The following is a 23456-nucleotide window of genomic DNA, read 5'->3' as shown; positions in this document are numbered from 1 at the left end:
TTCCAGGTGCTGGTTTCGCGGCAACGTTGCTAGCGGGTGCCAAGCCGCCGCAGATCAACAGCCGCGCCTGTCATTTGAGCCAGTGGGTGCAATCTTCCGGTCCCCGATTGATAGCGCTATTGTTTTTGATAGACGATAATGTGGCGTCGTGATGGGAAAAGGACCTGGCTGAATCTCGGGTCTTCAGTGATTCTCATCAACACGGGAAGCGACGCTTCGTTTATGAAGTTGGCGGTCGGCTGTTTATCTGCCGTGATACTGATATAGTAATTGATATTGAGGGAGTTAAGGCGGCTCCATGCCATTGTGATGTCTTTTGTAGCGTAACCTAGCGAGGTATACATGGCTCTAAAACCAAGTCTCGCTTCTTGTTTCGCGGCGAAGAAGGCCAACGTATTGGCATTTAGCCAAGGTAGCTCAACTCCACAGATATTGTAGCGGCGATGGGTCTGTTTGGTGCTGGTCAGGTTGACTAGATTTTCAATTTCTATTCTATTTTCGGAATCGCTATCATAGGGCTTCACCCAGGCATTGATCGTTGGTGTGGGCGCGATCAGGTCGTGTGCTCTGGCGTGTACGAGACCCCATTGCGCCGCTAGTACGAAGAACGCCACCGGTGCGGCGCCGGGTTTGGATAGCGGCGGTTGTGTGAGCGACCACATCAGGAGCACGGCGACCGCCGGCAGCAACGGCAGCAGGTAACGCGTTTCTTCATTGATCTGAAAGGAGAACAGGAAGAGGACCAGCATAATATGGGCGAGCGCTGCCAAGGCCAGCAAATCTCGATTCCGCGATTCATTTGGGGTTGCGTGGCTTCTGTCGAAGCGGGCGATCGCGCCGGCGAGGATAATCGCGATAATTATCCATGACGTCCATTGGGTCGCGAGGCTTATCGTCGTCTGTCTGGTCCAGAATTCCAACTTTGGGATGAAGGCACTGCGGTGGCCGTAATCGAGTGCTGCATCCCCGGTCGAGGCCAATTTTACAAAATCCCATACTGCGGTGAAATTGACCAAGTACCAGGCGGCGATCGCTAAGAGGAAGGCGGTTCCTGCTGCGCCGACAATGAGTACCGTTCGCGATGGTCGTGGTTTGCTGGCGGGAGACGGAGGGCCGTATAGCGCAACAATCGCATTGCCGAGCGCCAGGCACGCAGGTAGGAAAAAATAAAGCGGTGAGGTGGTCTTGGCGGCAACGGCTAATCCGGTTGCGAGTACCAGGTGCGTGAGTGTTTCAAAGGGATGTCGTTGCTGGGAGCGAGCGCCAATCCAATAAAAATACGTTATCGCGAAGCATTGAAATGCCTCGGTCAGAAATTGCTGCGACATGGCTATAAACAGCGGTGCCGAGGCCATAGCGAGCACGCCTGCCAGCGGCACCCACACGCTGCGGGGCGCCAGGGCTCGTCCTAACGATCCCATCAGCAGCAGTGATCCGCACTGCAACAGCAGGATCAGCAGCATCAGCCCCAGCTCGACTGAACCCAACAGTTCTCCCAGTGGCACGAAGAATTGGCCCAGCCAGGCTAAGCCTGGGGCCTTCGGGCTTTGCGCACTCAACATCTCCGATGGCCAGTCGGCGGTTCGCCAAGTTAGGGTGGACCAGAGGTCCGCCGACACTTCCCCGTACCATGCCTGGTCCCAAGGCCAGGCGGTCTGATCGAGTAAAATCCACCATAGGCTTGGCGTGATCGCGACCAATGCGGTGATGATGAGAATTGACGGATATCCAGATGTGTTCTGTGTTTCTTGGGGCAATCTGTCAGCGGAAATGGTCATGTGAGGAAGTCTTCTCGGAAACAGGTGTCATCACAGTGGCGTGGGGATGGCCCGCTGGCCATGCGCGGGCCCTTCGGCGGCCCGGCGCAACCACAATTCGAGGATCAGCAAGGGCCAGATCTGGTAGACGGAGAAGCAGCCGGGGCGGGCCTGATGCTCCACCAATCCCTTGATGGCCGCGGCATTGAGTAGCCCGCCGAGCTGGCTGGACGGCGCCAGGAGCAGGTCGCGGGCGAGTGCCAGTGCGGCCTCCTTGGACCAGGCATTCGACGGCAGCCCGAACCCCATCTTGCGCCGATTCATCCAGTCCGCCGGCAGATAGCGGATGGCAAGCTGTTTGAGGATGCGCTTGGTTTCGGCCGGCGGCTGCCAGCAGGCTGACAGGGGCATCCCCTGCGCCAGTTCGGCAAGGTCACGGTCTAGCAGGGGGCAACGGACCTCCAGCGAGACCTGCATGCTCATCCGGTCGACTTTGGGCAGGACCGCCCCCGGTAGGTAGGTCTCGGCGTCCAGGCGGCGCATCCGGTGCATCAGGGGCTGTGCGGGGTCGTTGAGCGCGGCCCGCCAGTGCGCCAGTGACTGGGCGACGGCGGCGGGCAGCCCACCGGTGAGTAAGTTGACCTGTTCCGGCTGAAAGGTCAGCCAGCGCGGTGACAGATAACCGTCCGCCGGGGTGTACCCGCGCCGATTGCGCAGGGCGCGCACCAGGCGCTGGAGGTGGTTGCCCTGCTCCATGATGGTGTCGCGATAGCGTCCGTAGCCGCCGAAGAGTTCGTCACCGCCGTCCCCGGAGAGGGCCACGGTGACGTGTTGGCGGGTATAGCGCGAGAGCAGGTAAGTGGGCAGGCAGGAGGAGTCCCCGTTGGGCTCGTCCAGCCGGTCGGCGATCTCATGGACGAGTTGCAGTGCATCGGGCGCAAGGATCTCCTCGTGGTGATCGGTTCCGAGGTGGTGCGCGACCTCCCTGGCGTACTCGTGCTCGGTCTCCTTGGTCCCGCCAAAGCCGATGGAGAAGGTGCTCAAGGGGCGCCCCAGTTCTTGTGTCACCATGGCGGCGACCAAGGCCGAGTCCACCCCGCCGGAGAGAAAGGCGCCGAGCGGCACGTCGCTCATCAGGCGTTTACGCACCGCCTCGCGCACGCGCAGACGCAACTCCTCCTCGCGCTCGGCGAAGGAGGGGCCGCCGCGGTCCTTCGGCTCGGTGGGTGCGAAACGGAAGTAGCGTTGCGGCTCCTGGACGCGCAGCGCGTCGGCGTCGGTCGTCACCACCAGGGTTGAGCCGGGCAGCAGCTTGCGTACCGAGCGGTAGATGCTGAAGGGGGCGGGCACGTACTGGAGCAGCAGATAATAGGCCAGCGCATCCGCGTCGATGGTCGCGTCAAATCCGGGTACCCGCGTCAGCGCCTGTAACTCCGAGGCGAAGGCGAACCATCCCGGCCCCTGCGCGTAGTACAGGGGCTTTTTGCCGAAGGGGTCCCGGGCCAGGAGCAGGCGCCGGGTCGCGCGGTGCCAGACACCGAAGGCAAACATGCCGTCCAACTGCTTGACCTGGTCGGGATCGAACGACTCGAAGAGGTGCGGGATGACCTCGGTATCGGTGTGCGAGTGGAACTGATGGCCGCGGGCGATCAGGTCGTCGCGCAGTCCCTGGAAGTTGTAGATTTCGCCATTGAAGGTGACCTGCACCGAGTCGTCGGCGTTGCCCATCGGCTGACGACCGTCCGCGGAGAGGTCAATGATCGACAGCCGGCGATGGGCCAGGGCGCAGCGGCCGTCCGGATCGACCCAGACCCCGGCGGCGTCAGGTCCGCGGTGGACCATGGTGTCGCGCATCGCGGTGGCGATGCGTGCCAAGCCATCGGGTCCAAACCCGCCGCCAAGATCGATCAGGCCAGCGATACCACACATGATATTAAAAATACTCCTTAAGTCGTGGCGCGACGGTGGGCGCGGAGCATTACCGCGTCGCCGGTCGCAGACGATAGATGCAGCAGGCGCTCCCCAGCCAGGGCGCCAGGCGCTGGCGCAGTGGCAGGTCCCAACGTGCCCCGAAAACCATATAACCCGTATAGAAGAGTCCCATGGGTTGCGCCGACTCGACCGCGAAACCCTGTCGGCGGAACTCGCGCATCCAACGGGTGCGACTGAAGGTCCAGAGTTCAGTGAAGGCGTTGCCGGTCTCGCCATGGGGGGTTGGCGTGAAGGGTCGCTCTGCCTCGCGACGGACCTCGGTCCACGCGAGTAGCAGCCGGCTCAACTCCCCGCGACGCAGCCGCTGTGGCAGCAGTTCCCCCAGCCGGGGCCTGATCTTCGCCCAGGAATCGCCGAAGGCGGCCAGCGAGGTCCAGACGCGCCAGGCCCCGGTGGGCAGGACGTGGATGCAATAGCCGGAGGGCTTGAGCACCCTTTTTATCTCCTGTTGGAGCGGTGCCAGGTCGGGTACGTGCTCCAGCACATTGGAGGAGAACACCACGTCGAGCGTGGCATCTGGGCACGGCAGTGATCGCCCGTCGTAGTCGATCACGGGGTAGACCCGATGCTCACTGTACCTGGACTGCGGCAGGTCGATTGCCGTGACCTGGAAACCACGCCTGGACAGTTCCTTCGCCTGGACGCCAGTCCCGGCACCGATCTCCAGGACGGTCGCTCCCGGGGGCAGTTGGGCGACGATCTGCTCGAGCTCTTGGGCGCGAAGGGTATGTAGGTGCTCAATGGAAAACATACCTGGCTGCTGTCTCCGTGTCAGTGGCGGGCGTGGGAGGGGGCTGATCCCGCCTGATCCGACGCGTCCTGGTTCAGTTCGTAGAGGCCAAGTGTTTCATCGATCATGCGTTGGAGGCCGAAGCGTGAGGCGACGAAGCGCGGGGCCTCTTCCCGTGCGCGTTCCCGCCAGGTCGGGTCCGCGAGTACCGCCAGCACGCATTCGGCTAATGCCGCGGGGGTCGGCTCTTGCACCAACCAGCCGGTACGGCCTTGGTCGAGTGCCTCGCGGGTCCCGCCGGCCTCGGTCGCGACCACCGGTACACCCAGGAGTTGCGCCTCCAGTACGACGTTGGGTGTACCTTCAAAGGCGGAGGTAAGCACAAACACCTCCATGGCGCTGATGGCGGTCTTGGGGTCCTGGGTCGTACCAGGCAGATGCAGGCGCTCGGCCAGGCCGAGGCGATCCCCCAAGGACCGGGCCTGGCCCTGAAGGGGGCCCGTCCCGAACACAACGAAGTGGGTGTTGGGGAGTTGGCGGCTCACCAGCGCGGCCATTTCGACCCACAGCAGCGGGCGCTTCTCGTCATACAGGCGAAAGACCGAGCCGACCAGGGGTGCGCCTTCCGGCACCCCCAGGCTGGTGCGCAAGGCGCGAATCTGCGGTTCCAGTGCCCGCCGAAACAGTGCCGGATCGATGCCGTTGCGTTTGATCACGAACCGGTCCGGCGCCACTCCAAGCCAGTGCGCATAGTCCGCCGCTCCGGCCTCACTGTTGTTGACCAGCGTCACCCCGGGCACGTTGGCCAGGCAACGGTAGGCATGGGCCATGTGCAGCTGGTAGTAGGCGAAGTTGCTTGGTCTCATGTTGCGGCTCGACAAGATGACCCGCGGTACGCCCGCGAGTACCGCCGCATACCCGGCCGAGAGGCTCGCCGAATCTTGCCAGGCATGCACGACCGCCGGGCGAGCGTCCAGGAACTCGGCCAGGAAGCGGCGTACCTCGGCTTGCATGTCGTCGGGAAACGCCGCGATGGTGGCTGCCACGCTGTCGCGCTGTTGCTCGGAGAGTCGTTGCGCGAGCCGCTCTTCGGCCCACCCAGCGGCGCGGATGTCGCGGACTTCCGCGGCTTCACCCGCGAGCGCCGGCAAAAAAAACCGAGAGTCGTCGCCGTCCTGCAGCCGCAGACAGAGCAAGGCAATCGGTTGCCGGACGGCGCGGGTCAAGCCTTTGAGGACATAGACGACTTGGCGTTCCACTCCGCCCCAGGCCAGGGCATTGTTGACCAATACTATGGGACCCCCGACGAACGCGGTGGGCGGCAACAGGGGGGGCGCTGCACCCAGGGGCGGCGCCTTGGCGGCGTTCGCATCAAACCGGCGTTTGGCCAGGTGCCCGCGCATCGCCTGATACCATGGCCGCCGCCGTTCGCGTTCGAGCCGCCCCCACAGCCGTGCGCGCCAGGCCGGAGGAAGTACTTGGCGCCCCAGGGCGCGCAGGACGCGCCACCCCCGACGTAGCGACCATCCTAAAATAGTTGCTGCTAACTCCCGGAAATAGGCACTACCGCGAATAACGCGGCGCTGGATCGGTGCGTCTAAGGGTTCCGGCACGGGCTACTCGATGTGATAGATCGCTTGGGGAGCGACTGAACCAGTCAGCGGTTCCCGCTGGGCAGCATGCCCCGGGATGTTCAGAGGGATGGCATAACCGAAAAAACGCCAGAGAACCAGGCAACGCGACTGAAGGGATCGTTCTAGGCGATTTCCAGATAATCTCATACCGGAAAAGAGGTGCTCACGGCAGGATCGGTCGAGCGCCGTCGTAGGATGGATAAGGCGCGCCGCGCAGAGTCGCGGTCTGTGCACGCGGCCGGGGCGCGCCGCATCCACCAATCCGCGGAGCCGGCGGGGTGGTGGATGCGCTTCGCTTATCCACACTGCTGGGATGATGTTTTCCGGAAATCACCCTAGTTGCTCCCCTCCACCAACCCGTGCGCGCGGTATGAAATAAGCGACGAACCTCGACATGCGCCATCAGTTCGGCAGCCGCACCGCCTGCGAGCCAGCGTCCATGGCAACGACGGATGATACGCTGGGGTCAGATCGAAGTAAATCGTAGCCGCGGCGGCGTCGATCATAACTCCGGCCACCCGGCCTCTCGTGACACCGCTCCAGAGACTGGGCAAGTATTGCAGACACCAAACCTCGCCGCACCTGGGAGCGCAGGCGGTCAGAGCCATGATCAAGGCCGCCGCGACACTCCCCGGCGGCGCGCCTCGCTGTCCCTGCGTCGAGGCGCCTGACGCGGTATCATTGCGTCCTTTGGGGGAGAGCGGGGCACCGCTCCCATCCGTTCAACCGGGCGCGGCACCCGTGCGGTGCGCGTCCCACTCCACCAGGAGGGTCTTGCCATGTACACCGTGTTGGTCACCGGGGGTGCCGGTTTCATCGGCGGCAATTTTGTCCATCTGCTGCTGGCGCAAACGCCTTGGCGGGTCGTTACGCTGGACAAGCTGACCTATGCCGGTAACCTGGAGACCCTGGCCGCCGTGCTCGATCATCCGCGCCAGGTCTTCGTCCAGGGCGACATCGGCGACTGCGCCCTGGTCGGGCAATTGTTCACCGACTATGAAATCAATGCGGTGGTAAACTTTGCCGCCGAGAGCCATGTGGACCGCTCGATCGACGGCCCGGCGGAGTTTATCGCCACCAATGTGGTGGGGACCTTCAACCTGCTGGAGCAGGCGCGCGCCTGCTGGGCCAGGCGCGATGAGGCGGCGCGTCGCGCGTTTCGTTTCCTGCATGTCTCCACCGACGAGGTCTACGGGTCCTTGGGTGACACCGGGCGCTTCACCGAGGCCACGCCCTACGCCCCCAACTCGCCCTACGCGGCCTCCAAGGCGGCCTCCGATCACCTGGTACGGGCCTGGTTCCACACCTACGGGCTCCCGGTATTGACCACCAACTGCTCCAACAACTACGGCCCCTACCAGTTTCCCGAGAAGCTGATCCCGCTGATGATCCAGAAGGCCCGGGCGGGCGAGCCGCTGCCCATCTACGGGGATGGTGCTAACGTCCGCGACTGGCTCTATGTCACCGACCACTGCCGCGCCATCCTGCGGGTGCTCCAGGCGGGCACCCCGGGCGAGGTCTACAACGTCGGCGGTGACAGTGAGCGCAGCAACCTCCAGGTGGTTGACACCCTGTGTGCCCTGCTGGACGAGCTGTTGCCCGCCTCCCCCCACTGCCCGCACGCGGGGCTCAAGTCATTCGTCACGGATCGTCCCGGTCATGATCGGCGCTATGCGATCGACGCCAGCAAGCTCCAGCGTGAGTTGGACTGGGCACCGCAGGAGACCTTCGAGACGGGACTGCGCCGCACCGTCCAATGGTATCTGGACCACGACGACTGGTGCGGCCGGGTGCTGGACGAGAGCTACCGCGGCGAGCGTCTGGGCACGGCCAGCTGAACAGGAGTAACCTGAATGAACCGCAAAGGTATTATCCTCGCCGGGGGCTCCGGCACCCGGCTCTATCCGATCACGCGGGCGGTCAGCAAACAACTGCTGCCGATCTATGACAAGCCGATGATCTATTACCCCCTGTCCACGCTGATGCTGGCGGGGATCAGGGACATCCTGGTCATCTCTACCCCGCGGGACCTGCCGTTCTTCGAGTTGCTCTTGGGGGATGGGTCCCAGTGGGGTATACGGCTCGCCTATGCCGAGCAGCCAGAACCCGGTGGGTTGGCCCAGGCTTTCCTGATCGGCAAGGCATTTGTCGGTACGGACCCCAGCTGTCTGATCCTAGGAGACAACATCTTTTACGGCCAGGGGCTGGGGGAGCAGTTGCGGGCGGTCAGTGCCCGGGAGCAGGGCGCCACTGTTTTCGGCTATTGGGTGGCGGACCCGCAGCGTTACGGGGTGGCGGAGTTCGACGCGGCGGGCAATGTGGTCGGCCTGGTGGAAAAGCCCGAGGAACCCAAGTCCAACTGGGCGGTCACCGGACTGTATTTCTACGACACCAAGGTGTGTGACTTGGCCGCGCACCTGTCACCCTCGCCCCGTGGTGAGTTGGAAATCACCGACCTCAATCGGCTGTATCTGGAACGGGGCGAACTCTCAGTCCAGCGCATGGGCCGCGGGACCGCCTGGCTGGATACCGGTACCCACGAGTCACTGATGGAGGCTGGTGCCTTCATCGAGACCATTGAGAAGCGCCAGGGTCTCAAGGTCTGCTGCCCCGAGGAGATCGCCTTCTATAACCGTTGGATCGATGAAGATCAGTTCCGCGCGATGGCGCAGTCGTTGCGTAAGAGCGGTTATGGCGAATACTTACTCGGGCTATTGCACCGGGGGTGGGGCGGTTCTTGAAAATACACGATCAGTAAGCTTTTTCCTGTCATTTGGGCTGCGCGCGGCAACTGACAGTGCGGTGCACGGCGGTGTTCCTGACCCGGTTTCTTAGGGTTACTCGCCGTGGCCTTGCGTCTGCACCGGCTCCAAGGAGCGTGCCCGCAGGTAGTTCCGACTGGCGATACTCACGAAGTCGTCGGGCGCAGCGCAGGCGCGCACCAAGGTTCCGGGGGTCAGCCAGGCGGGGCGCGGTTCCAGCAGTAGCCCGCGCGCATGGCCGAAGTCGTGCGGTTCGCGACGCAACGCGTTCACGATGGTCACGCCTGGCTTCAGCGCGGCAAAATCCGGCGCGAACCAGGTCCCGTCCATGTTCGCCAGCAGCGCACCGGGACGCACCACGAGTAGCGGGAAAACGCCGCTGGCCTGTTCGTCCAGCGCGAGGGTCAGGGTCGCCGATTCGCGGTCGAAGCGGGTGACGATCTGCTCCTCGCCGGCGGGACAGGCTGGGGCCGCGACCACCGGGAGTCGGGCAAAGGCCAGCAGTCCAGTGGCCGGGAGTATAGAGAGGCCAATCAGCGCTGTCGCGGTAGCCACGGCCAATACGGGCGTCCCCCGCGCCCATCCTGAGCGCGCCACGAGCCGCTGCGCTAATGCCATTTGGCGTGGCCACAGCAGGGTCGATGCAGCGCGCAGGCCGAGCGCCGCCAGCACCACCCGCAGCCCGATCGAGCCCGCAAAAAGGCGGATGCCGCCGTCCTCGATGATCAGCGGTGCGGAGGTCGCCTCACCGGCAATCGCAGCGAGCAGCAACAGGTTGACGGGCGAACGCCAATGGTAGAGACACCAAGCAATCCCCATTATCAATAATAAATTTAGATACCACACAGACTGGGGCGACCCGGGAACGAATTCGAACATGGAGTGCGGGTATTGTCCTGCCGCGCGCAGACACGCGCCAAAAAACACGTCTGGGGCTCTCAGTATATTGGCGAATGCCAGGGTATAGACCTGTCGGTAGGCGCCGGACAGGTCATACCCCGGCGGCACGCGCTGCGGCGCACCGGGTTCTGCCCTTGCCGCCGCGGCGGCCCCGGCTGATGGGTCGGCCTGCCGGAATAACTCGGGATAGTCTTTGTAGGCCTGCTGCCAGCCCTCGCCGCCAACCGACAAACCATAAAGGGTCAGCGAAAAATTGCCGAAGGACGCGCCAGCCTTCACGTGTAGTGACTGTGCCAGAGCGTGCTGCAGGACGAATCCCGATGACAGTGCGAGGATGGCCACGCCCACGGCGGTCCAGCGCCGCAGCCCCAGCCGCGGGGCCATCAGGACGACCCACAGCACGACGGCGGGTAGGATCAGCATGGCCCCGGAGCGGCTGACCTGGGCCACGCTCAACAAGGCGAGACCAGCCGCCAGCGCGAGCGGCCTGGCGCGCTCGGCACCATGGAGCAGCAGCGCCAGGCCCGTCGCGCCGGCGGTGAGTCCAGCCACCTCGGTCATGGTGACTCCCAGCGCCTGCTCATTGGCATAGGCCAGGAGTGTCGCAGCGACCAGTGTGCCGCCCGCGAGACCGGTCAGCCGGGCCACTTGCAGGGCCAGCCCGGCTACCGCCAGGCCCACCACCAGTGCCTGGGCCAAGTACATCAGGTGCGGATGCCAGTTGGTCAAACCCAACACGGCGGCCAGAAAAGTGGTGTACGTTAATCGCTTCCCGCACCATTCGATGTTTTGGGTTAGTTCGCCCCTGGCAGCGATTTCGGAGGCGCAGTTCCAATAGCCGATGGCATCGCTCAATGGCAGAAACCCGGCGGCTGAGACCGAGATGGTACGTGCTGCCTCCCAATCACGCAGCAGCAGGAACACCGCGGCGGCGCTGCCGGTGATCGCAAAGGCGGCGGTGCAGCCCAACCCCGAGTCATCATCGAGTCGGAGGAAGGCCCGTCGAAATCGCCGCGGTTCGCTGTGGTACACGAATAGATAAACGGCCACCGTGGTGGCCGTCAGCAACAGCCACCAGAGTGCCGGGTGGGCCCCGGCTTGTGCCCTAACCCGGTAATCACGGCCATTCGTACGCGGATCGCTGCCATCTGAGGTGGACAGAATCAGCGCCTTGCCCCAATGAGAATAAGCGCCGCCGCCGGCGGTCGCAATGGTCTGGTGCAGACTGTGCGCCGGACCCAAGGGGTGACCATCCTCCAGCACCTCCAGGCGCGATATGTGTTGCGAGTAAAGGGCGTCGCCGGTGACGGCAAATGGGAACGCAATCAGCCGGCCCAGCGCAACCTCGAAGGCCTGGCCGGTCCGCACGGCCAACCGGCCGGGATCGAGTCGTTGATCGACGCGCGGGGCCAAGAGCGTGAGTACGGCGATCAGCAGGGCGAGGACCAGGGCCAACGCGGACCACAGGACGGTGGCGCGGCCCCGCGGCTCCTGCCTTGCAGGCAGGGACGACATCCAGTGGCCGGCACGCGTCGTCAAGAGCCTCAACCAAGATGTCATCGCCGATCCGCTCGTAAGGTTTGGTCTAAGTCGCACACGTCACGGAGCGTGCGCGTCACATTTTGATCTGTCTACACGCGCTTGCGCTTGATTCGGGTAGGCATGGTGGCGCGCCGTCATCCCCCGGGTCGGGTGACGAGGCCCCGACGCCTGTCGCAGGGGCGCTGCAAGCGGCTGCATTTTTGAACACTTATTGTATAGTAGTTGTTGCTTGGCGTGCCACGACGGCGTTGCCGACCGGATTTTGGATTTAACCCGCGATCTTGCGCTAATCTAGCGTCTCCCTGGGCACTGCGTCCGTCCGGTCAGCCCCGGGCCGCACCAACCTCAGGGCGGATTGTCGCTCCTGGCGCCTACCTGTGCCCTGGCGACAATCTGGAGCGGGTAGCCCCGCCCGTGAGCCATGCCCCAGGCGACCAGGTCCCCGGTCGGGGGCCAGTGGCCGACTCTCGCTTAACCCCCTCTATCGGAGCAAATACCCCAGATGAAGCTCGGCGTCGTAATCCTGGCCGCTGGCACGGGTAAGCGGATGCGTTCGGACCTGCCCAAGGTGCTGCACCCACTGGCGGGTCGGCCCATGCTGGCCCATGTGGTCGCCGCGGCCACGCGCCTGGGTGCCGCGCGCACCGTGGTGGTCTATGGCCACGGGGGCGAACAGGTCCGCGCTGCCCTGGCCGACTCGGCCTGTGTTTGGGTGGAGCAGGCGCAGCAACTCGGCACCGGGCACGCGGTGTTGCAGGCGCTGCCGCAGGTCCAGGACATGGACCGGGTCCTGGTGCTGTATGGCGACGTTCCGCTGGTGGACCCGGACACCCTGGGCCGCCTGATCGCGGCGAGTGCGGACTGTGAGCTCGGCGTCCTGACCGCGCTGATGGACGACCCCACCGGCTACGGACGCATCATCCGCGACGCCACCGGCCGCATCCTGCGTAGCGTCGAGCAGAAAGACGGGACGGCGGAGGAACTGGCGGTGCAGGAGGTCAACACCGGCTTCCTGGTGGCGGAGCGCGTCCGGCTGGACGGCTGGCTCAAAGGCCTCACCAACGCCAACGCCCAAGGCGAGTATTATTTGACCGACGTGATCGGCATGGCGGTGGCCGCGGGTGAGCGAGTGGCGAGCGTCCATCCGCTGACGTTGGAGGAGGTCTCCGGTGTCAATGACCGGGTCCAGCTCGCGGTACTGGAGCGCTTCCACCAGCGGCGGTTGGCCGAGGACCTGATGCGCAACGGCGCCACCCTGGCCGACCCGGCCCGTATCGATATCCGCGGGCGCCTGACCACGGGGCGGGATGTCGCGATCGATATCAACCTGATCTGCGAGGGCGATGTGACCTTCGGCGACGGCGTGTGCATCGGCCCCAATTGCCTGATCCGCGACAGCATCCTCGGCGACGGGGTGCAGGTCTTCGCCAACTGCGTGATCGAGGGGGCGCAGATCGGTGCCGGGGCACGCATCGGCCCCTTCGCGCGCCTGCGCCCGGAGGCGCGGCTCGCCCCCGACACCCACATCGGCAACTTCGTGGAGATCAAGAAGGCCACCGTGGGCGAGGGCAGCAAGGTCAATCACCTGACCTATATCGGGGACGCCGACATCGGCGCCGGGGTCAACGTCGGCGCCGGGACCATTACCTGCAATTATGATGGCGCCAACAAATTCCGGACCACGATCGGTGACGGGGCCTTTATCGGTTCCAACGCCTCTCTGGTCGCCCCCGTGACCATCGGCGCCGGGGCCACCATTGGCGCCGGGTCGGTGATCAGCGCTGAGGCTCCGGCCGGCGAACTGACACTCACCCGCGCCCGTCAGACCACCATCCCGGGCTGGCAGCGGCCCCAGAAATCACCCAAGCCGGGAGCGGCGGAGTAAACACCATGTGCGGTATTGTCGGCGCCATCGCCCAACGTCCGGTCGCGGCCATTCTGCTGGAGGGTCTGCGGCGACTCGAATACCGCGGTTACGACTCCGCCGGGATCGCCGTCCTGGAGTCGACGGGTAAACTCAATCGCGCGCGCACTCTGGGCAAGGTCGCGCGCCTGGCCGCGGAGATCGCCGCGCATCCGCTCCCCGGGGGGCTGGGTATCGCCCATACGCGCTGGGCCACCCACGGCGAGCCCGCGGTGCGCAACGCCCATCCCCAGGTGTGCCGCGACCGCTGCACCCTGGTCCACAACGGCATCATCGAGAACCACGAGGAACTGCGCCGGGAGCAGCGCGCCGCTGGCCATCGTTTCACCTCCGAGACCGATACCGAGGTGGTCGTTCACGCCGTTTACGACGAACTCATCAACGGGCACCCACTGATCGAGTCGGTGCGCCGCGCCACCGCCCGTCTGGCGGGCGCCTACGCCTTGGCCGTGATCGACGTCCAGGACCCGGACCACCTGGTGGTCGCCCGCCAGGGCAGCCCGCTCGTGATCGGCGTGGGCTTCGGTGAGCACTTCGTCGCCTCCGACGTCTTCGCCCTGCTGCCGGTGACCCACCGGTTCATGTTTCTGGAGGAGGGTGACATCGCGGAAATCACCCGTGAGGCGGTCCGTATCTGGGATCGCACGGGTGAGCTGGTGACGCGCCCGGTCAAGGAGTCCACGGTGGCTGCCGAGTCCACCGAGCGCGGTGAGTACCGGCACTTCATGCTGAAGGAGATCTTTGAGCAGCCCCGTGCCATTGCCGACACCCTGGAGGGTCGGTTGGTGGGCAATCGGGTCGTGCCGGAGGCCTTCGGCAATGCCGCGCCCGACCTCTTTGCGAACCTCAAGGCGGTCACGATCGTCGCCTGTGGGACCAGTTACCACGCGGGGCTCGTCGCCCGCTATTGGCTGGAGTCACTGGCCGGGCTGCCCTGCAACGTGGAGGTGGCGAGCGAGTACCGCTACCGCCGCCACGTGGTGCCGGAGTCGGCGCTGTTCGTCACCATCTCCCAGTCCGGTGAGACCGCGGACACCCTGGCGGCGCTGCGCATCGCCAAAGAGTCCGGTTACGCCACGACGCTGGCCATCTGCAATGTGCCCGAGAGTTCGTTGGTGCGTGAATCCGACCTGGTCCTGCTGACCCGCGCCGGCCGCGAGATCGGCGTGGCCTCGACCAAGGCCTTTACCACCCAGCTCGTGGCACTGCTGTTACTAACCGTCACTCTGGGCCGCTACCGGTGTCTGGATGAGGTGCAGGAGGAGCGCCTGGTCGCCCTGATGCGCTCGGTCCCGGCCAAGATGGAGGAAGTCCTGGCCCTGGACGGGCCGATCGCGCGGCTGGCCGAACAGTTTGTCGACAAGCAGCACACCCTGTTTCTCGGCCGCGGGGAGTTGTATCCCATCGCCATGGAGGGGGCGCTCAAGCTCAAGGAGATCTCCTATATCCACGCCGAGGCTTACCCGGCGGGCGAACTCAAGCACGGTCCGCTCGCCCTGATCGACGAGGACATGCCGGTGGTGGCGCTGGCGGCTAACAACGCCTTGTTGGAAAAGTTGAAATCCAACCTGGAGGAGGTCCGCGCCCGGGGCGGCCAGCTGTATGTTTTCGCCGACTTCCAGGTTCCCTTGCAGGAGGCGGCCGGGATCACGGTCATCCGCCTGCCGGAGACGGACGACCTGATCGACGCGTTGATCTTCAGCATCCCCATGCAGCTGCTGGCCTATCATGTGGCGGTGCTCAAGGGCACGGATGTGGACCAGCCACGCAATCTGGCCAAGTCGGTGACGGTCGAGTGAGTGCAGGGCTGCCAAGATGAAGCGGGTCCTGGTTACCGGCGCCTCCGGTTTCATTGGCGGTGAGGTCTGCCGTGCCCTGAGTGAGCGTGGTTGGCAGGTCCGTATGGCCTTGCGGACGCCGCGCCCGGGGCTCCCCGACCATGAGCGGGTGCTGGTGGGCGAGATTGGCCCGCAGACCGACTGGACCCGGGCCCTGGCGGGTGTGACCGCCGTGGTCCATCTGGCCGCCCGGGTCCATGTGATGCGCGAGGTCGCCGCCGACCCCGACGCAGCATTTGCGCTGGTCAACGTCAAAGGGACCGAGTGCCTGGCGCGAGCGGCGGCGTGGGCGGGGGTGCAGCGGTTCGTCTATGTCAGCAGCATCAAGGTCAACGGTGAGGCGACCACGGGGCGGCCCTTCACCGAGTTGGACCCCCCGGACCCGCGCGACCCCTACGCCCGGTCGAAGGCGGCCGCGGAGCAGGTCCTCGCCCGGGTTGCTCGGGGCGCGGCCCTGGAACACGTCATCGTCCGCCCGCCACTAGTCTATGGCCCCGGCGTCGGCGGTAACCTGGGGCGTCTACTGCGTGCCATCCGTCTGGGGTTGCCGCTGCCCCTGGGGGCGATCCGCAACCGTCGCAGCTTAGTGGGCGTGTGGAACTTGGCCGACCTGTTGGCGCTGTGTGCCGAGCACCCGGCGGCGGCGGGGGAGACCTTCCTCGCGGCGGACGAGTCCGACCTGTCCACCCCGCAGTTGTTGCGGCTGCTCGCCGCTGGACTCGGCAAGCCGGCGCGGCTCTGGCCGGTCCCGCCGCGCCTCTTGGGGTGGCTTGGTGTCGCCGCGGGTAACCGAGCCGCGGTCGAGCGCCTGTGTGGCTCGCTCCAGGTGAGTGCCGAGAAGGCGCGGGCCCTGCTCGACTGGGAGCCCCCGGTGCTGCCCGCAGAGGGCCTGCGGCGCACGGCCCAGGCCGCCGAGGCGGTCGGCGCGGCGAGCGGCGCACCGTCGCAATTTTAGGAGATCTTCAGAATCGCGAACCGGTTGGCATTTGGCGCCGGTGATTGCCCTATACTATGAGCCTGAGGACGTCTCCTGACGTCTCGAATAACGAAGAAGATTGAGCGTGTCGGCGACATTGGGCCTCGGTCCGCCGCTGACTGTTGGTCGCAAAGCTGGGTTGTCTCTGTGCCCCCGCGCGCAGAGTGCTTCTGTCTATCGAGACCCAGTCCATGACTGATCAACATTTTAGCAGCGTGCTGCCCTTCGCGGCCCGCGAACCAAACCCCGCCGGGACCGTCCCTGCGGACGTGGCCCGGTTACTCGTGGCGTGCCGGGACCGGCTTGTCCATGGGGTGGCGGCGGCCTTCGCCGAGCACCTTGGCAGCGCCAACGACGACCTACTCGGGATGGCCGACAGTGCCACCAGCGTGGAGCAGCAGCAGCGCTATTTTGCGGCGATGGATTTGCTGACCAACCGCGGCCGGTCCCTGCTCGCCCAGTTCCGTAGCTGTTACGTTGAGCAGTTCGACGGCGGCGCGGCCGTGTGGTTGGTGGGCGCTCGTGACGACGCTGCGGGCGACCCCGCGGGTTTGAGCCTGGGTGCTGCTGACGGCGGCGAGTCCGATCCGGCGATCGGCACGCTGGCGGCCGGTGTGCAGCGCCAGTGCGCCGAACAACTGATCACGCTCGATCGGCACCTTGCCGCCCGGCAGCGGTTGGCGGCCGTCAACCAGGGCGACCATCCGTTCTACCCCCGTGCCTTGTTCACGGCCATGTTCCGGGCCTGCACCGCGTTGGCGGTCGGTGAGCCTTTGGCCGTGACGATTCTCCAGGCGTTTGCGCGCCAGAGCGCGGCCGCACTCCCGGCCATCTATGACGATATCAACCGGTACTTGGTTGACTGCGCCAGCCCCGTGGAGATGCCCCGAACGGCCCCGCTGAGCGAGCCTGGAGGCGCCGTGGCTGGCCCGTCGGGGCTGCCGACGACAACGCAAGTCGCGGGCCTTCCCGCGAGTGACCTGCTGGCCGCCACGGTAGATGCCCAGTTTGGCGGGTTGCCCGCGGGCGGCGGCGGCGAGGATGCGGTCTTCGGGCTACTCGCCCACGCCACCGCGGCGGCGAACACTCCGGCAAGGCACCGGGCCGTGCCGAACCCCGCCACGTCGCTCGGGTTGGCCCAACTGATCGCCGTCCTGACCAGCCTGCAACGGGGCCGCGCCGATCCGCGCTACCTGTCGGGGTTGGGGATGGTGGAAATCGATCCGACGCAGAGCAGCGCGTTGCAGCAACTGCGCCTCACGGCAATGGCGGGTTGCTCGCATCCGGTCGATGCCCTGACCATTGATATCGTGGCGATGCTCTTCGAGGCGATCTTTGACGACCCGGACCTGTCGGCGACGCTGCGGGCCGAGGTCGCCAGGCTCCAGCTCCCGATTCTCAAAGTCGCCTTGATGGACAAGGCATTTTTCTCCGACAGGAAACACCCGGCGCGGCGTTTGCTTGATCTGATTGCCAGTGCCGGGGTCGGCCGCAACGAGGTCGATGCGCCCCACCTGATGACGCGGATCGAGGACATCGTCACCGCGGTGGTGGCGGGCTTCGAGACCGATATCGAGATCTTCTCCGCCCAGGTCCGCCGGCTGGAGGGCTTCCTGGCGAACGAGGATGCGCGCGCCCAGGCCCGCACCACGCCGGTGGTGGGCGAACTGGCCCAACGGGAGCGTCAGGACCTGGCGATGACCCGGGTGGCAAAGGAGGTCGATACGCGGCTCACTGGCCCGGTGCCGACCCTGGTCGCGGAGTTCCTTGACCACCGCTGGCGGCTGGTGCTGGTGAAGACCTACGTGAGCCACGGTGACGAGGGAACGCCCTGGACCGAGGCCTTGGCGACCATGGATGACCTGCTGTGGAGCGTTGCGCCGAAGCGGGGGGGGGGCGAGCGCAATCGCCTGCTGACCTCGCTGCCAGACCTGCTCAGACGGTTGCGGGTCCCGCTTGAGTCCGTCGGTCAGCAGGACACCTGGGACACCTTCTTCAGTGAACTGATCAAGCTGCACATGGCCGCCTTGCACAAGCAGCGGACGGCGGACACCTGGGAGCCTGCGTCGCCCGTGGCCGCCGCCCCGGTGCGTCCCCCGGCGCCCGCCGTCGCGCAAGCCCAGGGACTCAACGCCAGCGAACTGCTCGATATCCCTAATTCCATCGAATATCATGTGCCGAATCCGCACAGCGCAGCGGACCAACCCGACCGGCCGAACCGTCAGGCGGATCGGCACCTGCGGCTCGCCCAATCATTAGGCGTCGGCACCTGGGTGGAGTTCGAGAGCTTCCGGGGTACGCGCAAGACCCTGCGCATGAACTGGACCAGCCAGTTGCGCTCGGTCTATCTGTTCACCAATCGCCAGGGGGAGAGCGCCCTGACACTGGCTCCCGAGAGCCTTGCGGAGCACCTGCGCAAGGGTACTGCCCGGGTGCTGAGTCGGGCGCCCTTGACCGAGCGCGCGGTTGCCCACCTGTTGCGCGGCGTGGCCCCTGTTTCGGCTCCGGTCTCAACCTTGATCAATTGATACCGCTCGTCGGCGTCTCGCCCGCCGCCACGCCCTGCAACACTGCGGGGCGAGAGCGGCCCGTTGCGCGCTCCCGCACCTGCCCCCCGTTCGCCGCTCCCCGGGGGTTACACTGTCGGTACAACGTCCCCCGGGCCTCGGCCCACCATGATCGACCCCACCGTGCTGTGCGTTCTGTCTGCGTCGGCACCCACCCGGGGCGGCGCGCCCGCGCGCTCGCCCCGGCCAGACGGTTGAGCCTGGTCACGGCCCAGCGCCGGGAGAATCTCGGCGGGCTTGCGCCTGCGGTGCGCCGGACCGGGCCCGCGTGACCGGCTTGGTCCGCACCCGCCGGACCGTTCGTGGCGCTTCCAATCACGCGGTGTCTCGCGGAAAATGGCCCCGGGTCCTCGCGGTTGGTCGTGGGCGCGGCTCGAGCAAGCAACTCCTCGGCACTGCCGCCGCCGTGACCCCCATCCCGGAGTGCTGGCGGCTGACCGCGCGGTTCCGGTCGAATTCATTCTCCGTCAAGATTTGAGGTATGTGTATGAAAAGGGCTCTGATCACAGGCGTTACGGGACAGGACGGGGCCTATTTGGCGGAGTTCCTACTCGCTAAGGGTTACTGCGTGCATGGCATCAAGCGGCGCGCCTCGCTGTTTAATACCGACCGCATCGATCATCTCTATCAGGACCCGCACGTCAGCGATCGTCGCTTCATCCTCCACCACGGCGACCTGACGGACTCCACGAGCCTGATCCGGATCATTCAGCAGGTGCAGCCCGACGAGGTCTACAACCTCGCCGCGCAAAGCCACGTCGCGGTGTCGTTCGAGGAGCCGGAGTATACGGCGAATTCCGATGCACTCGGTGCCCTGCGTATCCTGGAGGCGATCCGTATCCTCGGGCTGGAGAAGAAGACCCGATTTTATCAGGCCAGTACTTCGGAATTGTATGGCCTGGTACAAGAGACCCCACAGCGGGAGACCACGCCCTTCTATCCGCGCAGTCCGTATGCCGTGGCCAAGCTCTATGCCTATTGGATCACCGTGAATTATCGTGAGGCCTATGGCATCTACGCCTGCAACGGTATCCTCTTCAATCACGAGAGCCCGCTGCGCGGCGAGACCTTCGTCACGCGCAAGATCACCCGCGCCCTGGCACGTATCAAGCTCGGCCTGCAGGACTGTGTCTACCTCGGAAATCTCAGTGCGAAGCGCGATTGGGGGCATGCCCGAGACTATGTCCAGATGCAGTGGCTGATGCTCCAGCAGGAGCAACCCGAGGACTATGTCATTGCCACTGGCGTGCAATACAGCGTGCGTGAATTTGTGGCGGCCGCCGCCAAGGAGCTCGGCATCACCGTGCGCTGGGAGGGCGCTGGAGTGGATGAGAAAGGCTATGACTCCGGCGGGCGCTGCATCATCGCCATTGATCCCCGCTATTTTCGTCCCACCGAGGTGGAAACGCTGCTCGGTGATGCGACCAAGGCGCGGGAGAAGCTCGGCTGGGTGCCGGAGACCAGTTTTGACACCCTCGTGGCCGAGATGGTGCAGGCGGATCTGCGGCAGGCGGAGCGTGATGAATTGGTCAAGCGGCACGGCTACAGTGCCTTCGACCACCACGAGTGAGCCGGCCGATGGATATGCAGCAGAAGATTTATGTGGCCGGGCACCGCGGCATGGTCGGTGCAGCCATCTGCCGGGCGCTGGGCCGGCACGGCCACCACCAGGTGATGACCAGGAGCCATGCCGAACTCGACCTGACCGATCAGGCGCAGGTGCGGGCGTTCTTTCAGGCCGAGCGTCCGGATCAGGTCTATTTGGCGGCCGCCAAGGTGGGCGGCATCCATGCCAATAACACCTATCCGGCGGAATTCATCTATGACAATCTGCTGATCGAGGCCAACGTCATTCACCAGGCCTGGGCTGCCGGTGTGCGGCGTCTGCTGTTTCTTGGCTCTAGCTGCATCTACCCGCGGCTCGCCCTGCAGCCCATGTCGGAAGAGGCGCTGTTGACCGGGGTCTTGGAGTCGACCAATGAACCCTATGCCATCGCCAAGATTGCCGGGATCAAGCTGTGCGAGTCCTATAACCGGCAGTACGGCACCGATTATCGCAGCGTCATGCCGACCAATCTCTACGGTCCCGGGGACAATTATCACCCGGAGAACAGCCACGTGCTGCCTGCGCTGCTACGGCGTGCCCATGAGGCCAAGCTCAACGCCAGCCCGGAGCTGATGATTTGGGGCACGGGCACGCCGCGGCGCGAGTTCCTCTATGTCGATGACATGGCCGCCGCTTGCGTGCATGTGATGGAACTGGATCACGCCACCTATGCCGCCCACACCAGCCCCATGTCGTCGCACATCAACGTCGGCTGCGGCGAGGATCTCAGCATCGGTGAGCTGGCGACCTTGGTCTGTGAGACCGTCGGCTATACGGGGCGCATCGTCTATGACACCAGCAAACCCGACGGCACCCCGCGCAAACTCATGAGCAGCGAGCGTTTGCGCTCTCTGGGCTGGCGACCGCGAGTTTCCTTGAAAGAGGGGTTGGCCTTGGCCTATCGGGACTTCATCGCGAACCATTAGCATCGAATGGTGACGAGACAGCGTTGCAACATCAGCAATTCCACTAACCGCGGGATCGCCGTGACCTCGTTGGGCTTGGAGACGGTGGCGATCTGTGCGAGAACCAACCGGTTGGTGGCCGCCTGCGCTCTGACGGCCGGCCGCGGCGCTAGTCCCGCGGCCGGTTGTGCCAGGTGGGCGGGCACCGCGCTTTGGCGTGCGTCGCTGATCTGCAAGGACTGTTTGGCGACCAGTCGCTACCGGTGGATCACGTGTGGCATTCTGCCGGCGCAACGGTGTCCGCTTCCCATTAGAGGTAGGTCAATAACGACCGACGCCAACGACAGGCGCCGATCCGCAACAACACATTATGAATACTGCAGTCCAGTCGGAGCAACTATATGGAGGTATAGCGAAACAGCGGGACGGTCCAGCCGGGCCGGTCAGTGTCGTCGGGGGCGTCGGCCGGGACGGTCTGACGCTTGTCTTGTTTCTTCGGCGTTTTTTCGTCGGCGATGCCATGTTGTCCCATGGTGGTGTGCAGCATGATGGCGATCAGCATACCGGGGATGATGATGGCGAGGCGCACTTGGCTTTCGATCGCGACGCAGCTCTTGCCCCAGGCTTTGGCTTGGGTGAAGTCGTTTTTCCAGGTGCCGAAGCACTTCTCTTCCTCCCAGCGCCGGGAGTAGAGGAAGGCGACGACGCCAGGCTCCAGTGTCGAGTCGTTGGTGAGGAATTCGACCACGTGCTCGCGGCGGCTATTGAACGCGACCAGCCGCCACGGCTGTCGGGAGCTGGCGAGCGTGATTCGTAGGTCGATTACCACGCGACCCACGTCCTGCGCTTCGCGCACCCGCGTGAGTGCGTGCTCTAAGGGCGCGAGCAGTTCGGCGAAAGCGGTCTGGTCGGTGAGGCGGTTCCCTAATGCGTGAAGGCGACCAATAGTCGTTTCGGCTCCGATAAGATATTGTTTTTTTCAATGGTTTGTCGCGCGCACTCCGGGCAACTCATGTCAACATCGGAAAGCTCCCCGCATTATCCCCGCCCGTTGACGCTTTGCGGAGTGAAATGCACGAGCAAGAGCGCTACAACGCAGCCCCCTTTCCGTTGGCAATGTTTGTAAACTGACTGCCGTAGAGGTAAGATTAAAACCACATTAGCTCCGACTTTTGCGCGGAAGAAGGGCAGGCAGTAGGATCGAAGGGGAGGCGTTATTCGGTACGATGCTGCAGATTACTGGGCCGGGGGTAAGCGCCGCCAGCTTACCGCATCTCTCGTATTCGCCTGATGCATTTTTTCTCTACCCTGAATCCGTGAACTAATACTGTGCCGTAATCCACGATGCGGCGACCGAAGAGGGCGGAGATCACTCGCCGCGCAATAAGGCCCGAGTTGAGCCATGCCGGCACGGCCGCTGCCATCTTTTCAAAGAGAGCAGACGCAATCGGCGATACGGTATGCATTCGAGGCAATGGGCTGCTGCGGCCGCGAGCGCGTCGCAGCGGTGAACTCAGGGGCAGGATGCCGTGGCGGTCAGGTGGTGGCCAGTTGGTCGTAGAGGCGGCAAAACACCGGGGCAATCCGGCAACCGTAGCCGAAGGCGAGCTTCAGGCGCCGGCCGGTGGCAATTAGCCGTGCGGCGACGTACATCAGTTCCTGCATCACGGTGCGCAGCCGCCGGCGTTTGGCCGGCGCCCGCGGCGGGGCATCGGGACCGAGCAGTCCGGTCTGCCCGATCCAACGCAGGATGTTGTAGGCCAGCATGGCGCAGGCCAGGACTAGGGCATTGGTGGCGAATTTTCCCGAGGGCAGACGCTCGACGTCCAAGTCGGTCTTGAATTCACTATGAAACTGTTCCGAGGTGGCATGATCGGCGTAAAGCGCAATGATGGTTTCCTCATCCAACTCCAGGCTGGTCCACCAGCCTTCGATGGCGATGTCGGGGAACAGCAAGTGTTGGCCGTGCTTGTCGATGGTCCGCTCGATCAGCCGCATGGCCCGGCGCAGGTGATAGTCGAAGCCGTTGTACGTGCGGGTTTCGCGGACCTCGAACAGGGCCACCCGCTTGCCCGGACGCGGCGTGCTCCAGTCGCCGTGCTCCGTGGCGTAGGCCAACCATCCTTCGCGGCTTTCCCGGCGCGGATTCCACTTGATGATGTAATGCACGGGGGCGGCCTGCGGGTGTTGCTCCTCATGCGCCATGAGGGTCGCGATGTTCTCGATGGCGTCGTTGCCGCTGTCCAGACGCACCAACAGCGGTGCGGCGGTCAGTCCACGCGCCCGCTCCAGGACCCGTGCCAAGAGTTCCGGGGTGCCTTTC

14 protein-coding genes and 1 pseudogene are annotated in these 23456 nt (G+C 64.8%); 8 read left to right on the top strand and 7 right to left on the bottom strand.

The genetic code is table 11. The features are described 5' to 3' along the window. Positions 1-116: 116 nt before the first annotated feature. From QZY44_RS04625 to QZY44_RS04610, 4 genes are read right to left on the bottom strand one after another with little or no spacing between them, the layout of a single operon-like run. Positions 117-1778 (bottom strand): hypothetical protein, encoded by a 1662-nt coding sequence (locus QZY44_RS04625; protein WP_295442886.1) that lies wholly within the window; start codon positions 1776-1778, stop codon positions 117-119. A gap of 30 nt (positions 1779-1808) precedes the next feature. Beyond that, positions 1809-3686 carry an asparagine synthase (glutamine-hydrolyzing) gene (asnB, locus tag QZY44_RS04620; protein WP_295442883.1) on the bottom strand — a complete coding sequence of 626 codons (1878 nt, stop codon included), beginning with the start codon at positions 3684-3686 and terminating at the stop codon, positions 1809-1811. Positions 3687-3735: 49 nt separating this feature from the next. Further along, positions 3736-4500, bottom strand: a complete 765-nt coding sequence (locus tag QZY44_RS04615) for a class I SAM-dependent methyltransferase (protein ID WP_295442880.1) — start codon at positions 4498-4500, stop codon at positions 3736-3738. Positions 4501-4520: 20 nt separating this feature from the next. Then, positions 4521-6092, bottom strand: coding sequence for a glycosyltransferase (locus QZY44_RS04610; RefSeq protein WP_295442877.1), 1572 nt, complete (start codon positions 6090-6092; stop codon positions 4521-4523). Positions 6093-6892: 800 nt separating this feature from the next. Here QZY44_RS04610 and rfbB point away from each other — a divergent pair. Together rfbB and rfbA are read left to right on the top strand one after the other, a co-directional pair. Then, positions 6893-7951 carry a dTDP-glucose 4,6-dehydratase gene (gene rfbB / locus QZY44_RS04605; RefSeq protein WP_295442874.1) on the top strand — a complete coding sequence of 353 codons (1059 nt, stop codon included), beginning with the start codon at positions 6893-6895 and terminating at the stop codon, positions 7949-7951. A 15-nt stretch (positions 7952-7966) separates the two neighbouring features. After that, positions 7967-8854 (top strand): glucose-1-phosphate thymidylyltransferase RfbA, encoded by an 888-nt coding sequence (gene rfbA, locus QZY44_RS04600; protein WP_295442872.1) that lies wholly within the window; start codon positions 7967-7969, stop codon positions 8852-8854. Positions 8855-8950: 96 nt separating this feature from the next. Here rfbA and QZY44_RS04595 read toward each other — a convergent pair whose 3' ends face one another. Further along, a complete protein-coding gene (locus QZY44_RS04595) occupies positions 8951-11335 on the bottom strand; it encodes a hypothetical protein (protein ID WP_295442871.1) in 2385 nt (794 codons plus the stop codon). Positions 11336-11819: 484 nt separating this feature from the next. On the opposite strand from QZY44_RS04595, the gene glmU reads away from it, so the two are divergent. The 6 genes from glmU (at position 11820) to QZY44_RS04565 (ending at position 21154) form a co-directional block, all read left to right on the top strand. After that, the gene (glmU, locus tag QZY44_RS04590) at positions 11820-13202 is read left to right on the top strand and encodes a bifunctional UDP-N-acetylglucosamine diphosphorylase/glucosamine-1-phosphate N-acetyltransferase GlmU (RefSeq protein ID WP_295442868.1); all 1383 of its coding nucleotides are present in this window, start codon (positions 11820-11822) and stop codon (positions 13200-13202) included. Between the two features lie 5 nt (positions 13203-13207). After that, positions 13208-15040 carry a glutamine--fructose-6-phosphate transaminase (isomerizing) gene (gene glmS, locus QZY44_RS04585; protein ID WP_295442864.1) on the top strand — a complete coding sequence of 611 codons (1833 nt, stop codon included), beginning with the start codon at positions 13208-13210 and terminating at the stop codon, positions 15038-15040. 16 nt (positions 15041-15056) lie between these two features. After that, positions 15057-16034, top strand: coding sequence for an NAD-dependent epimerase/dehydratase family protein (locus QZY44_RS04580; protein WP_295442861.1), 978 nt, complete (start codon positions 15057-15059; stop codon positions 16032-16034). A 212-nt stretch (positions 16035-16246) separates the two neighbouring features. Next, on the top strand, positions 16247-18583 hold the full coding sequence (locus QZY44_RS04575; protein WP_295442857.1) for a DUF1631 domain-containing protein: 2337 nt from the start codon (positions 16247-16249) through the stop codon (positions 18581-18583). A gap of 526 nt (positions 18584-19109) precedes the next feature. Continuing rightward, complete coding sequence (gmd, locus tag QZY44_RS04570; protein ID WP_295442854.1) at positions 19110-20192, top strand: GDP-mannose 4,6-dehydratase; 1083 nt, start codon at positions 19110-19112, stop codon at positions 20190-20192. An 8-nt stretch (positions 20193-20200) separates the two neighbouring features. Then, the gene (locus QZY44_RS04565) at positions 20201-21154 is read left to right on the top strand and encodes a GDP-L-fucose synthase (RefSeq protein ID WP_295442852.1); all 954 of its coding nucleotides are present in this window, start codon (positions 20201-20203) and stop codon (positions 21152-21154) included. A 376-nt stretch (positions 21155-21530) separates the two neighbouring features. Here QZY44_RS04565 and QZY44_RS04560 read toward each other — a convergent pair whose 3' ends face one another. After that, on the bottom strand, positions 21531-21989 hold the full coding sequence (locus tag QZY44_RS04560) for a hypothetical protein (RefSeq protein WP_295442849.1): 459 nt from the start codon (positions 21987-21989) through the stop codon (positions 21531-21533). A gap of 740 nt (positions 21990-22729) precedes the next feature. Continuing rightward, a pseudogene (locus QZY44_RS04555) lies at positions 22730-23456 on the bottom strand (IS1380 family transposase); the annotation flags it as partial.

The organism is uncultured Thiodictyon sp. (assembly GCA_903837595.1).
Taxonomy (GTDB): domain Bacteria; phylum Pseudomonadota; class Gammaproteobacteria; order Chromatiales; family Chromatiaceae; genus Thiodictyon.
This window is presented reverse-complemented; position numbering and strand designations above follow the sequence as displayed.